10 protein-coding genes are annotated in these 14370 nt (G+C 73.2%); all 10 read right to left on the bottom strand.

The genetic code is table 11. The features are described from left to right. Positions 1-6: 6 nt before the first annotated feature. On the bottom strand, positions 7-933 hold the full coding sequence (locus J421_RS09585) for a sugar phosphate isomerase/epimerase family protein (RefSeq protein ID WP_025410963.1): 927 nt from the start codon (positions 931-933) through the stop codon (positions 7-9). Positions 934-989: 56 nt separating this feature from the next. Then, a complete protein-coding gene (locus J421_RS09580; protein WP_025410962.1) occupies positions 990-2447 on the bottom strand; it encodes an efflux transporter outer membrane subunit in 1458 nt (485 codons plus the stop codon). 3 nt (positions 2448-2450) lie between these two features. Beyond that, complete coding sequence (locus J421_RS09575; RefSeq protein WP_025410961.1) at positions 2451-5639, bottom strand: efflux RND transporter permease subunit; 3189 nt, start codon at positions 5637-5639, stop codon at positions 2451-2453. Further along, positions 5636-6799, bottom strand: a complete 1164-nt coding sequence (locus J421_RS09570; RefSeq protein ID WP_104022449.1) for an efflux RND transporter periplasmic adaptor subunit — start codon at positions 6797-6799, stop codon at positions 5636-5638. Before J421_RS09570 ends, J421_RS09575 begins: the two co-directional genes overlap by 4 nt. Positions 6800-6883: 84 nt before the next feature. After that, positions 6884-7597 carry a RibD family protein gene (locus J421_RS09565; RefSeq protein WP_025410959.1) on the bottom strand — a complete coding sequence of 238 codons (714 nt, stop codon included), beginning with the start codon at positions 7595-7597 and terminating at the stop codon, positions 6884-6886. A gap of 8 nt (positions 7598-7605) precedes the next feature. Next, the gene (locus tag J421_RS09560; RefSeq protein ID WP_025410958.1) at positions 7606-8628 is read right to left on the bottom strand and encodes a zinc-dependent alcohol dehydrogenase family protein; all 1023 of its coding nucleotides are present in this window, start codon (positions 8626-8628) and stop codon (positions 7606-7608) included. Between the two features lie 4 nt (positions 8629-8632). Next, positions 8633-9034 (bottom strand): (R)-mandelonitrile lyase, encoded by a 402-nt coding sequence (locus J421_RS09555; RefSeq protein ID WP_025410957.1) that lies wholly within the window; start codon positions 9032-9034, stop codon positions 8633-8635. Positions 9035-9285: 251 nt separating this feature from the next. Continuing rightward, on the bottom strand, positions 9286-10275 hold the full coding sequence (locus J421_RS09550; protein ID WP_104022448.1) for a sugar phosphate isomerase/epimerase family protein: 990 nt from the start codon (positions 10273-10275) through the stop codon (positions 9286-9288). Between the two features lie 5 nt (positions 10276-10280). Further along, the gene (locus J421_RS09545) at positions 10281-11870 is read right to left on the bottom strand and encodes a carboxylesterase/lipase family protein (protein ID WP_104022447.1); all 1590 of its coding nucleotides are present in this window, start codon (positions 11868-11870) and stop codon (positions 10281-10283) included. 143 nt (positions 11871-12013) lie between these two features. Continuing rightward, positions 12014-14362, bottom strand: coding sequence for a hybrid sensor histidine kinase/response regulator (locus J421_RS09540; protein ID WP_025410954.1), 2349 nt, complete (start codon positions 14360-14362; stop codon positions 12014-12016). Positions 14363-14370: the final 8 nt, after the last annotated feature.

Here is a 14370-nt window from a genome sequence, read left to right as displayed (position 1 = left end):
GGCGGATCAGGAGAGCAGCCGCTTCAGGTTCTGGAAGCTCGTCTCGATGTCGCCGAGCGACGACGCGGTGTTCGGCGCCGCGTCGTTCTCGACGAAGAAGTGGCGGAGCCCCGCCGTCGACGCCTCGGCGAAGATGCGACGGAAGTCGATCTCGCCCGTGCCGACGGCGGCGAGCCGCGGCATCGCGCCCTGCATCTTCTGCATCGCGCTGCCCGTCGCGGTGGCCGCCTGGCGCCGGGCCTCGTCGACGCCGCGCATGTCCTTCACGTGCCACATCGCATAGCGCCCGGGGCTCCTGTGGAACATCGCCACGGGGTCCTGCCCCGCGAACGTCGCCCAGAACAGGTCGAGCTCGAACTTCACGAGCGCGGGATCGGTCTCGGCGAGGAGCACGTCGTAGCCCGTGCGGCCGTCGGCGAGCTTCTCGAACTCGAACGAGTGGTTGTGGTACGCGAAGCCGATCCCCTCGGGCTGCAGCGCCTTCGCGATGCGGTTGAACTCCGCGGCGGTGCGCTTCCAGAAGTCCGCGTCGATCGGCCTCCCCATGAACGCTTCCATCAGCGCGGGGATGGTGATGAACTCGTGGCCGATCGTGCGCGCGGACTGGATCTGCCCGGCGAGATCCTTCTGCAGCAGGTCGAGCCCGATGTGCGAGCTCGGCGCGGTGAGGCCGAGCCGGTCGAGCAGCGCGCGCACGTCGGCCGGCGAGTGGTTGAAGTAGCCGGCGAACTCCACCTCCTTGTAGCCGATCTGCGCCACTCGTTGGAGCGTGCCGGTGAAGTCTTTCTCCATCTGGTCGCGCACCGTGTAGAGCTGCACGCCGATGCGGTCGCGCCGCACCGGCGCCGTCACCGTGCCGGCCGAGCGGCAGCCGAGGGCCAGACCGGCGGCGGCGGCGCCGGTGGTCGCGAGGAAGTTCCGTCTGCTGACCATGGAGATGTCTCCGGGCGAGGGTGTCCGTCGTCGCTCCTGCGACGTTCGTTCCGCGCTCACTCCGCCGACCAGCTGCCGCCGAGCGCGCGGTACAGCGTGACGGTCGCGGTGAGGTAGTCGCGCTGCACCTGCAGGAGCCCGAGCTGCGCGTCGAACAGCCCGCGCTGTGCGTCGAGCACCTCGAGGTAGCTGGAGATGCCGCTCGCGTAGCGGCGCTGCGCGATGGCGAGCGCCGCGCGCAGCGCCTGCGCCTGCGTCTGCTGCGCGACGAGCTGATCGTGCAGCAGCCGCAGACCGGCGACGGCATCGCTCGCCTCGCGCAGCGCGACGAGCACCGTCTGCTCGTAGCTGCGCTGCGCGGCCTCCGCCTCGGCCCGCGCGGCATTCGTCACGTTCGCCGCGCGGCCGGCGTCGAGCAGCGGCACGGAGAGGCCGAGCGAGAGGCCGTACACCTCGCCCTTGGGGCCGAACACGCCGGCGAGCGACGGGCGCTGCGTGCCGTACTGCCCGCCGATGACGACGTTCGGCAGCCGGCTCGCCGCGGCGGCGCCGGCGCGCGCGGCGGCCGCCTGCACGTCGCGCTGGGCGCGCAGCACGTCGGGGCGGCGGGCGATGAGCGCGCCGGGGATGGAGTCCGGCACCGCCGCGGCACGCACGATCTCGTCGAGCTCGCACCCGCGCTCGATCGGGCCCGGTGCGCGACCGAGCAGCGCCGAGAGCTGGTGCTCCGCTTCGGCGCGCTGACGCGCGAAGTCGGCCACGCGCACGGCGGGCGCCGCGACGCCGGCCTCGAACTGCCGCACGTCGAGCTCCGAGATCACGCCCTGCTCGAACCGGCGCCGCGCGAGCGCGAGCGTGTTGCGTCGCGACTCCAGCGTCTGCTCGGCGATCGCGAGGCCGGCGTCCGCGGCGCGCAGCGCGAGGTAGGTGGCGGCGACGTCGCTCACCAGCGTGAGCGCGGTGGCGCGCGCGCCCTCCTCGCTGCCGAGCAGGTCGAAGCCCGCCGCCTGCACGCCGCGTCGCCGCCGCCCCCAGAAGTCGAGCTCCCACTGCACGTCGGCCGTCGCGCGCACGGCGTTGTACGGCACCACGGCGGGGCCGAACGCCGCCTGGTTCGTGCTCGTCGCCGCGTTCGCGGAGAGCTGCGGGAAGAGCGCGGCCCGCGCGACGCCACGCTGCGCGCGGAACTCGCGCACGCGGGCCTCGGCCACGCGCACGTCGCGGTTGCCGGCCAGCGCGTCGCGCACGAGCCGCACGAGCGCGGGGTCGTGCAGCACGTCGAGCCACGCCGGCGGCGCCGTCGCCGGCGTCACGCGCACCGGCGTGGTGTCGGCGCCGGCCGGCGCGTCCGCGGCCCGCGCGCGGGCGAGCGAGTCGAGCACGCGCCGCATCGCGGACGGCGTCGCGGCGTCGGCGCGCGCCGCCACCGTCGGCACCGGCGGCTCGACGCGCCCGGGCCCGACGGCGCAGGCGGCGAGGACGACGAGGGTCGCTCCGCGGGCGAGTGCGCGCATCGGTCAGTCCCCCTGGGCCGGCTGGAGCGGCGTGAGCGACTCCGCGGGCCGGGCCCGCCGCCGCTCGACGAGCCCCCGGATCACCGCGAAGAAGAGCGGGATGAAGAACACGCCGACGAGCGTGGCGGCGAGCATCCCGAAGAACACCCCGGTGCCTAACGATCGGCGGCTCGCCGCGCCGGCGCCCGACGCGACGACGAGCGGGGCGACGCCGAGGATGAACGCGAACGACGTCATGAGGATCGGGCGGAAGCGCTCGCGCGCCGCCTCCACCGCCGCGTCGCGCACCGAGCGGCCCTGCGCGCGCAGCGAGTTCGCGAACTCCACGATGAGGATCGCGTTCTTCGCGGCGAGGCCGATGACGGCGAACAGTCCCACCTGGAAGTACACGTCGTTCGGCATGCCGTGCAGCCACGCGGCGCCGAGCGCGCCGAGCATGCCGAACGGCACGCCGAGCAGCACGGCGAACGGCACCGACCAGCTCTCGTACTGCGCGGCGAGCACGAGGAACACGAGCACGAGCCCGAGCACGAGCACCAGCCCGCTCTGCCCCGACGACGCGCGCTCCTGGTACGACTCGCCGCTGTACGCGTAGCCCACGCCCTGCGCGGCGTACTTCTCGTTCACCAGCCGCTCCACCGCGTCGAGCATCTGCCCGGAGCTCTCGCCCGGCTTCGGCGTGCCGGTGATGGTCGCCGACGGGAACCCGTTGAACCGCGTCAGCACGCTCGGCGCGCCGCGCATCTCCGTCTGCACGAGCGCCGAGAGCGGCACCATCTCGCCGCGCGCGCTGCGCACGAAGAAGCGGCCGATGTCGTCGGGGCGCTGGCGGAACGGCGCCTGCGCCTCGGCCTGCACGCGGTACGGGCGGCCGTACAGGTTGAAGTCGTTGATGTAGAGCGTGGAGAGCATCGCCTGCAGCGTGGAGAAGATCTGCCCCGTGCCCACGCCGCGCGCGCGCGCCGCGTCCTCGTTCACCCGCACGAACACCTGCGGCACGTCGGTGCGCACGGATCCGTTCGCGCCCTGCACCGCCGTGGCGTTCGCGTCCTGCACGAAGCTGCGGACGGCGGAGGCGAAGTCGCGGATGTCGCCGCCCGCGCGCTGCTGGAGGTTCATCTCCAGGCCGCTCGACGTGCCCAGGCCCGGGATCTCGGGCAGGTTGAAGCCGAACGCGACCGCCTCCTTCATCGCGAACAGCTTGCCGTTCAACCGTCCGAGCACCGCGCCCACGCTCTGGTCCGCGCGCGGGCGCTCGTCCCACGGCCGCAGGCTCACGAAGATCGTCGACGCGTTCGACTGATTCGACCGCGTGAGCAGATCGAGGCCGGCGATGGCGACGACGTTCGCCACGGCGGGATCCGCGCGCAGCATCCCTTCCACGCGGCGCACCGTGGCCACCGTGCGCTGCAGCGACGCCGCGTCCGGGAGCTGCACGCTGAGCGCGAACGTGCCCTTGTCCTCGGTCGGGAGGAAGCCGCCCGGCACGGTGCGATAGAGCACCGCGATGAGCGCGAGGATCACGGCGAACGCGCCGAGCCACGCGCGCTGGTGGCTCACGACGCGCCCCGCGGCGGTCGTGTAGCGGCGCGTGAGCCACGCGAAGCGGTCGTTGAACCACGTGAAGAAGCGGCCGTGCGCCTCCTCCTCCGGCGCGTGCTGGAGCAGCAGCGCGCACAGCGCCGGCGTGAGCGTGAGCGCGACGATGCCGGAGAGCACGACCGAGATGGCGATGGTCACGGCGAACTGCTTGTACATCGCGCCGGTGATGCCGGGCACGAACGCCACCGGCACGAACACCGCGCAGAGCACGAGCACGATGGCGACGAGCGCGCCGTAGATCTGGCGCATCGCGCGGTTGGTGGCCTCGCGCGGCGGCACGTGGTCCTGCGCCATGATGCGCTCGACGTTCTCGATCACCACGATCGCGTCGTCCACGACGATGCCGATGGCGAGCACCATCCCGAACAGCGTCAGCGTGTTGATCGTGAAGCCGAGGAACCGCAGGCCGAGGAACGTGCCGATGATCGACACCGGCACGGCGAGCACCGGGATGAGCGTCGCGCGCCAGCTCTGCAGGAACAGGAACACGACGAGCGTGACGAGCGCCATCGCCTCGAGCAGCGTCTTCACCACCTCGCGGATCGACTCGGTGATGAACGGCGTGGTGTCGAACGGGATCGTCCACCGCACGCCGGCCGGGAACGCGCGCTGCAGCTCGCCGAGCCGGTCGACCACCTCGCGCTTCACGTCGAGGTTGTTCGCGCCGGGCCGCGCGTAGATCGCGAACAGCGCCGCCTCCTTGCCGTTCAGGCGGCTCTGGAGGTCGTACGCGCGGCCGCCGAGGTGCACGTCGGCGACGTCGCGCAGGTGCACGAGCGAGCCGTCGGGACGCGCCCGCACGATGATCGCGCCGAACTCCGCGGGCGTCGTCAGGCGGCCGCTCGTCGTCACCGGAAGCGTGAGCTGCGTGCCGTTAGGCGCCGGCTGGCGGCCGAGCCGTCCGCCGGGCTTCGTCGCGTTCTGCTCCTGCACCGCCGCCGCCACGTCGTCCACGGTGATCCCGAGCTGCGCCATCCGCTCGGGGTCGAGGCTGACGAGCATCGAGAAGTCGAGCGTGCTGAAGAAGTTCACGTTGCCGACGCCCGGGAGCCGCTTCAGCTCGTTCTCGATGTACAGGCGGCCGTAGTTCGTGAGGTACGCCGCGTCGTAGCGCGGATCGTCCGACGTGAGCCCGGCGACGAACAGGATGTCCGCGTTCGCCTTCGTCACCGTGACGCCGAGCTGCCTCACGGCGGCCGGCAGCTGCGGCGCGGCCACCGAGATCGCGTTCTGCACGTCGACGGCGGCGAGGTCCTGGTCCCGCGAGATGTCGAAGAACACCTGCAGGTTCATCACGCCGTCGCTCGAGTTCGACGACTTGTAGTAGAGCAGCCCGTCGAGCCCCGCGAGCTGCTGCTCGATCGGCGCGGCGACCGCGGACGCGACGTCCGTCGCGCTCGCGCCGGGATACACGGCCGACACCTGCACCGAGGGCGGCGTGATCTGCGGGTAGCGGTTCACCGGCAGCGCCTCGATCGCGAGCGCGCCTAACAGCGTCACGACGATCGAGATCACCGCGGCGAGCACGGGACGCCGCACGAACAGGTACTCGTGCTCCGATCGCTCGGGACGCTCGGCCGCGTTGCTCATCGGGAGCCTCCCGTGGCGACGCGCGCGCTGTCGGCGAGCGGCGTGGGCCGCACCGCCGCGCCCGGCTGCACCTTCTGCACGCCGTCGACGACGACGCGCTCGCCGGCCTTGAGCCCGTCCTCGATGATCCATCCCTGCCCCGCCCAGCTCGCGGCCTTCACGTCGCGCGCCGCCACCTTGTCGTCCGCGCCCACGACGTACACCGACTGGCGGCCGAGCTGCTGCAGCACGGCGCGCTGCGGCACCACGATCGCGCTGTCGCGCGTGAGGCCGCGCACGCGCACGCGCGCGAACTGCCCGGGGAGCAGCAGCCGCGCCGGGTTCGCGAACTGCGCGCGGAACTCCTGCGTCCCCGTCGCCGGATCGACGACCGGGTCGATGAAGCCGATGCGGCCCGCGGCCGGCAGCGCCGTGCCGTCGGCGAGCGTCACCTCCACGCGCGCGCTGCCGTTAGGCTCGAGCGCGCGCCACATCGCCGGATGGCGCCGCCAGCGGAGCTGCTCCTCGGCCGACGGACGGAAGCTCACGTAGATCGGGTCGAGCACGTCGATCGACGTCAGCACGTCGCCCACGCCGGAGACCCGCGTGCCGACGTCGAGCAGCGCGCGTCCGACGCGCCCGCCGATCTCGGCCCGCACGACGGTCTCGGCGAGCCCCTTCTGCGCGGCGTCGACGATGCCCTGTGCCTCCTCCACCGCGGCCCGCGCCTGCGCCACCTGCGACTCGGCGTTGTCGACCTCCTGGCGCGCGACCGCGTTCCCCTCCAGCAGCGGGCGGAGCCGCTCGGCGGTCGTGGTCGCGTTCTGCAGGCGAGCGCGTGCTTCGGCCAGCCGCGCCCGCGCGCTCCGCACGTCGGCCTGCGACGTGGTCGGGTCGATGCGATACAGCGCGTCGCCGGCGTGCACCGCGGTGCCCTCGACGAACGTGCGCGCCACGATGACCCCGGACACCTGGGCGCGCACCTGCACCGTGCGCGACGCCTGCACCTGGCCCGTGAAGACGACGTCGTCCTCCACGGGCGCGGGCGTCACCGTGACGACCGACACCTCCGGCGGCGGGGGCGGCGGCGGCGGCGGCTTCTTGCACGCGACGGCGCCGACGACGCCGACGCACACCGTGGCGAGCGTCGCGCGCCGCCAGGGAGGCGAGGATGAGGGCATGGATGGGGTGTGGCTGATCGACGACGGCGGGGACCGCAGATCAATCTGCCGCCGTGTCGCGCCCCAGTAAGGGGCGCGCGCCCATCACCGCGTGCCTAACCGGTAGCGCAGCCAGAGCATGTCGTCGGGACGTCGCTCCACGCTCTCGAGCGCGAGGCGATGCGGCGCATCGTCGCCGCCCGCGACGTCGAACAGCGTCGCGGTGCCGACCCGCCCGTCGGCGACCGGCGCGACGAGCAGGCTGATCTCGTCGATGAGCCCCGCGCGCAGCAGGCTGCCGTTGATGCCGCCGCCGCCCTCCAGCATCAGCATACGGATGCCGAACCGCGCGGCGAGCTTCTCCAGCGCGAGCGGCAGATCGACGTCGTCGTCGCCGGCGAGCAGGTACGACACGCCGCGCGCTCGGAGCGTGGCCAGGTAGTCGTCGGACACGCGCACGTTGAGCACGGCGACGACGTGATCCCCGTCCATGTCGCCCGACTCCCACACGAGCTTTCCGCGTGGATCGACCGCGATGGCGTACGAGTCGTGCTCGCCCGGCGCCACGAAGTCCTCGCGCGCCGGACCGTCGTACGTGTCGGCGACGTCCGCGTCGGCGCGCGTGCCCGACGCGAAGTGCTGCTCCATCGTCACGCGCCCGCAGATCCACGCGTCCGGCTCGAACGTCGCGTGCACCTGCTCGTACTGCCGGCGCCCTTCCGCCGAGAGCGGCCAGCCGTCGGTGACGATGCGCCCGTCCACCGACGCCATCATGTGGCAGATCACCCGCGGGCGCGCGCCGGTCGTTCGCGTCGTCATGTCGGTCCTCAGGTCGTGAGCAGCGTCTTGATCGCGCGACGCTCGTCCATCGCGCGGTAGCCCTCGGCCGCCTGCTCGAGCGGCAGCGTCTGATCGAACACCTTGCCCGGGTCGATCCGCTCGTTCCAGATCAGGTCGATGAGCTGCGGAAGGTAGCGCCGGACGGGAGCGGGCCCGCCCATCAGGTGGACCTCCGCGAAGAACAGCTCGCGCCCGGGGAGCGCGACGTCGTGGGAGACGCCGACGTAGCCGACGTGCCCACCCGGGCGCGTCGAGCGGATCGCCTGCATCATCGACTCCTGCGTGCCGACCGCCTCGATCACCGAGTGCGCGCCGAGGCCGCCCGTCATGTCCTTGATGCGTGCCACGCCCTCGTCGCCGCGCTCGGTCACGATGTCCGTCGCGCCGAACTCGCGGCCGAGCCGCTGCCGGTCCGCGTGGCGGCTCATGAGGATGATGCGCTCGGCGCCCATCTGCTTCGCCGACAGCACGCCTAACAATCCGACCGCGCCGTCGCCCACGACGGCGACCGTCTTGCCCGGCGCGACCGCGGCCGCGTCGGCCGCGAACCAGCCGGTGCCTAACACGTCGGACGCGGCGAGGAGGCTCGGCACCATCGCGTCGGACGGCAGCTCGGGCGTCGCCACCAGCGTTCCATCGGCGAGCGGCACGCGCAGCAGCGGCGCCTGGGCGCCTAACGCACCGATCGGGCGCGCGTCCACGCACCGGCTCTGGTAGCCCGCGTGGCAGATGGGGCAGCTGTTGTCGGAGGCGAAGAACGAGCCGACGACGAACTGGCCCTTCTTCACGTGCCGCACGTCGCGGCCGACCTCCTCGACGATGCCGACGTACTCGTGGCCCATCGGCTGCGGCTTCGCGGACGTGTCGATGCCGCGGTAGGGCCACAGGTCGGATCCGCAGATGCAGGTGGCCGAGAGGCGGAGGATCGCATCGGTCGGCTCGATGATCGTCGGGTCGTCGCGCGTCTCGACGCGCACGTCGCCCGGGCCGTACAGGACTGCTCCTTTCATCTCGCTACTCCTCGTCGTGGTACTGCGCGTCGGTGACGTGCTCCAGCCACTCCACCGCCTTGCCGTCGAGCGCTTCCTGGATGGCGAGGTGCTGCATGGCCGTGTCGGGCGCCGCGCCGTGCCAGTGCTTCTCGTTCGGTGCGAACCATACGACGTCGCCTGGCCGGATCTCCTCCACGGGCCCGCCCTCGCGCTGCACGAGCCCGCGGCCGAACAGCACGATCAGCGTCTGGCCGAGCGGGTGGGTGTGCCACGCAGTGCGGGCGCCCGGCTCGAACGTCACCGCCGCGCCGGCGGCGCGCGCCGGAGCGGGGGCGCTGAACAGCGGGTCGAGGCGCACCGTGCCGGTGAACCAGTCGGACGGCCCCTTGCCGGAGGGCTTCGAGCCCGCGCGCGTGATGTCCATGTTCGGTCTCCTCGTTCGTGGTGGGATCGACGCGAAGGCCGTCGACCCACGACGCAATCAAGGCCGCTCGGCTCCGCCGATCTACTCGACGGCGGTGCACGCCCCTTGAAGCGTTGCTTCACAATGGCCGAGGGCCTGAACGCCATGGCCGTCTTCGCCGCCGAGCCAGACGCTGCGCAAGCTCGAGGCGGGCGAGCGGCTCTACGCGGGGCTGCGCCCGGCGCAGGAGGAGGTGCGCGCCGCCGTCGCCGTCAGGCGAGCACGCGGTCGCGCAGGTTGCGGTAGCTCGCGGCTGCGGCGGCGAGCGAGTCGCCGCTGTCGGGGGCGCTGTCCTGCTCGACGAAGAAGTGCTTCATGCCCGCGAGCCCCGCCTGCGCGAAGATGGCGCGGTAGTCGATCTCGCCCTCGCCTAACGGGACGATCTTCGCGGCGCGCTGCCGCTCCGCCTCGCTCTTGCCGGCGAGCGACGCGAGCCCGGCGACGTCCTTCACGTGCCACACCTCGAAGCGGCCCGGCGCGCGCCGGAACAGCTCGAGCGCGTTCGCTCCCGCCACCGTCGCCCACCCGATGTCGAGCTCCAGCGCCACGAGGCTCGGATCGGTCTCCGCCATCAGCACGTCGTACGGCCGCTGCGAGCCGTCGGCGAGCGGCTCGAACTCCACGGTGTGGTTGTGGACGATGACCTTGAGCCCGTGCTTCTGCGTCACGCGCCCGGCCTCGTTCAACGCCGCCGCGGTGCGCTTCACGGCGTCGAGCGTCTGCCGCTGCGGCGCCGCGTTAGGCACCCCCCGCGGGCCGCGCTCGGAGCCGGTGTTCACCGTCGTGTACCGGTGGCCGATCCGCGCGTAGGCGTCCAGCGTGCGCTCGAACTCCGGCCCGTTCGGCGGGCTCACGTGCGTCGCCGGCGCGACGAGGCCGGCCTGGTCGAGGAACTGCTTGATCTGGTCGAGCGAGTAGCCGCCGTACGACAGCGTCGTCTGGACTTCCCTGTAGCCCGCGGCGGCCACGGCGCGCAGCGTTCCCGGGTAGTCGGTCATGAACCGGTCGCGCACGGTGAAGAGCTGGAGGCCGATCCGGTCGCGCCACGCCGCGAGGCTCGCGCGCGACGCCGCGGCGCCGCTCGCCGACGGGCCGGCGGCGTGTCCCGCGCACGCGGTGGCGAGGATGCCGCCACCGACGGCGGTGAGGCCCTTCAGGAACGTGCGGCGGTCCACCGCGGCAGGCTGGGTCGTCGAAGGCATCGGTCTCACGGTTGGGCGCTCGTGAACGCGCGCTCGAGGAAGCGGTAGCGCGCGCGCGGCTCGGCTTCGGCGTGCGGCTCGACGTCGATGCGCAGGCGCTGCACCTCGCCGTTCGGGCCGGCCGTGCCGACGGGCCACGCCGGCAGGCCCGCGCCGTTCGGATCGCCGGTCTTGATGAAGTTCGCGAAGTACGCCTGCATCGCCGCCGAGACCTTCTCGTCGTCCGGCGTCCACGCGTAGGCGTGGTTCGTGGCGAGGTTGCCTAACGCGTACTCGATCTCGGCCGAGTGCACCGCGCCGTGCGCGCCCGGGCGCGGGCGGGCGTACAAGTAGCGGTACACCGGCTGCGCGCTCGTCGCCGCGTGCGTGTCGAGCCACTTCCACGTCGAGTACGCGATGAACCGGTCGCTCGCGAGGTCGACGAGCGACTGCGTCGCCTCGGCCGCGCTCCCCGCGGGATAGACCTGCGCGGCATCGCCCGCACGCTCGCCGAACACGCGCGCGAGCACCGCGCGCGCCGAGTCGGGCGTCGGCGACTGCGCGGTCAGCGAGCGCCACGATGATTCCTCCGTGTTCCAGCCCGCGAGCAGCGGCACGCGGGCCTGCTTCCCGGCGGCGTAGATCTCGGCCGGCGGCTGCGGGAAGAAGTACCCGTCGACGTTCACGCCGAAGCGCGGCATGCCTTGGCGCCCGGCCATCTCCAGCAGCTCGGTCGCCGACAGCGCGCGCAGCGCGGCGAGCGATGGCGCGCCCACCGCCTGCGCGAACCGCACGCCGTTCTCCTCGGTCCGCGCCCGCGTCGCCATCGGACCCGACGACGAGAACACCGCGCCGCTCTCGCCGATGGCGCGCGCGAAGAGGCCTTTCGCCATCGGCGAGGCCATCTGCGCGCTGACCGACATCGACCCCGCCGACTCGCCGGCGATCGTCACCTTCGCCGGGTCGCCGCCGAACCGTGCGACATTGTCGCGCACCCACCTCAGCGCCGCCGTCTGGTCCATCAGCCCGTAGTCGCCCGACGCGTGCTGCGGCGACTCCGCAGTGAGCTCCGGGTGCGAGAAGAACCCGAACACGCCGAGCCGGTAGCTCATCGTGACGACGACGATGCCACGCTTCGCCATGCTCTCGCCGTCGTAGCGGAGCTCCGACCCGTCGCCGGCCTGGAAGCCGCCGCCGTAGAAGTAGACCAGCACGGGCAACGCGGCGTTCGGCCGCGCGTCGGCGGGCGCCCACACGTTCAGGTACAGGCAGTCCTCGCTCACGCCGGCGTTGCGGAACATCATGTCGCTGTAGATCCGCGCCTGCATGCACTGATCGGCGAACCGATCGGCGAGCCGCACTCCCTGCCACGTCGCGGCCGGCTGCGGCGGCTTCCAGCGCAGCTCGCGCACCGGCGGCGCGGCGAACGGAATGCCGCGGAACGCGCGCACGCCACTCGACAGCGCCAGGCCCTGCACCGCGCCGCCCGTCGTGCGCACGACCGGCGCACCGGTGCGCGTCTGCGCGCCGGCGGCGAACGTGTGCGACGACAGCACGGTCGCCGCGGCGGCGAGACGAAGCCACGACCGGCGACCGCCGGGAAGGACAGTGTGCATCGTGACCGCTCCGGGATGCGGGTGTGTCGGGAGCCCTCGATCACGGCGGCGGCACGACCGCCGTGCTCGTATCGTACGCGAACGGGCCCGCCTGCGGCACCACGACTCGGGTGGCGCGCGCCTCGTGACGCGCGCGACTCCCGTCAGGTCGCGTCCGTCGCTCGCGCGACGCGGTGGGCGCGGAGCGCGGTCCACGTGGCCTGGCCGAACATGTGCCGCGTCACCGCGGAAGCGTACTGGAACGCGCCCCGCACCGCGTCGTCCGGGATCGCCGTGCCGCCGCCGGCGCCGCGCGTGTCCGCCGCCGCGTGCAGCGCGCGCTCGACCTCGGCCACGAACAGCGGCGTCTCGCGCTCGAGGTCGGCCTCGGACCATCCCAGCCGGTACCGCTGCGTGCCATGCAGCTCGGCCATCATGCGCTGGAGCTGAGCGCCGTCGCGCAGCAGCTCGGGCGCCCGGCCGTGGGTCTCGCCGATGATCATGAGCTGCGAGGCGATCAGTCCGACGAACGGCGTGGCGTGGTCGCGGAGCTGGACCGCCGGCAGCTCACGCGCGCCGGGGAAGCGTCCGTCCGAGCGCAGCGCGGCCACGTAACGCTCGGCGATGGCCTCCGCCTCCGAGGCGAGGCGGAGACTGAGCGCGTGGAGCACGGCGTACGCCGGCGCGTCGAGCGGTGCGTGCGCGGCCTCGGTGATGCCGGCTCTGCCGAGCGCCGGGGTCTGTCGCGACGACGAGCCCGTGTGGGCCCGCTCCGCGCCCACCGTAGCCTCGGCCGCGGCGGTGTGCGGCACCGGGCTCGGAAGCCAGAGCGTGAAGGCGGCGCCCCGATCCGGCTGGTTGGCCGCGGTCACGTCCCCACCCATCAGCCGGGCGAGTCGCCGGCTGATCGCGAGCCCGAGCCCGGTCCCTCCATGCTCGCGTGTCAGCGCCGGGTCGCCCTGGACGAACGGCTCGAAGAGCTGCTCGAGGAGCTCCGGCGCGATCCCCGACCCGGTGTCCGTGACGCGGATGTAGACCCAGCCGCGCGATCCGTCCGGCGCCCCCGCAGACTGCACGCTCGGCTCGGGTTCCGCTGCCGTTCCGCACGCCACGGTCACCTCGCCGCCGGGAGGCGTGAACTTCACCGCGTTCGAGATCAGGTTCACGAGCACCTGCCGCACGCGGTGCTCGTCGCCGAGGTACGGCACCCCCGCCTCGCCGGCGCCGAGGTCCATGAGCCGCACGCCCTTCGCCGTCGCCTGGGGCTGCACGAGCATGACGGCCGCCGCCGCGGCCACACCGGTGAGCAGCTCGTCGCGGCGTATCGCCATCCGGTCGGCGTCCACCTTCGCGACGTCGAGCACGTCGTCGACGAGCGCGAGGAGGTGGCGGGCGCTCGCCTCGAGCCGCTCGAGGTGCGCGTGCTGCGCCGGCGTCGCCGGGCCGAGGACGCCCATCTCGAGGAGCTGCGCGTAGCCGAGTATCGCGTTCAGCGGCGTGCGGAACTCGTGGCTCATCGTCGCCAGGAACTCCGACTTCGTGCGCGCGGCCGCCTCGGCGCTCGCGCGCGCCGTGCGCTCGGCGGCGTACAGCCGGGCGTTGTCCATGGCCACGGCCGCCCATCCGGCGATGCCCACGACGAGACGTTCGTCGCGCTCCGTGAACACGCCCGGCTGCTCGTGCCCGAACGACAGCGCGCCGAGCACCTCGCCGGTGCGCGAGCGGACCGGCACGGCGAGGTAGCTCCGCACCCGCGGCCGTCCGCCCGTCGCCTCGAAGAACGCCCCCACGTCGGCGTACCGCGGGTCGCCGGTGACGTCGGCGCGACGGACGACGGCGTCGCCGACGGCCGGCGCGTCCCCACCGTCGTGGAGGAACGCGCCGAACTGTGCGTCCGTGAGCGCGGTCGCCTCGTCGGTGAGGAGCTGCACGATGCGCTCGAGGTCGAGCTCCGACGCGAGCGCCGTCCCGATGCGCTGCACGGTGCGCACGATCGACGCCTCGTCGCGCAGCGCCGCCTCGCGCATGGCCTGCACCTCGTCCGCGTAGCGCCGGCGCTCGTGGAGGATCTGCTCGCCCCGGCGGCGGTGGATCTCCAGGAACGCGTGGACCTTGCCCCGCAGGACCTCCGGGTCGAGCGGCTTCGTGAGGTAGTCGACGGCGCCGAACTGGTAGCCGAGCGTGACGCGCCGTCGATCGGCGTCGAGCGCCGTGACGAAGATGATCGGCACGTGCTCCGTCACCCGCCGGGCGCGTATGAGGCGCGCCGTCTCCAGGCCGTCCGTCCCCGGCATCATCACGTCGAGGAGCACGACCGCGATCGCGCCGTCCTCGTGCAGCACGTGCCGCAGCGCCTCGTCGGCCGAGCCGGCCCGCAGCAGCCGGGTCCCGGTCTCCGCGGCGAGCGGGGCCAGGACGGCTTCGAGGGCGACGAGGTTCTCGGGGTGGTCGTCGACGAGCAGGACGGCCGCACCCGTGGGAGGGGGCTGAGCCCCGGAGACGGGGGATGTCATCCCTCCCC

This window comes from Gemmatirosa kalamazoonensis (genome assembly GCF_000522985.1).
In the GTDB taxonomy this organism is placed as follows: domain Bacteria; phylum Gemmatimonadota; class Gemmatimonadetes; order Gemmatimonadales; family Gemmatimonadaceae; genus Gemmatirosa; species Gemmatirosa kalamazoonensis.
The sequence above is the reverse complement of the archived record's forward strand: the minus strand, read 5'-3'. Positions and strand labels throughout refer to the sequence as shown.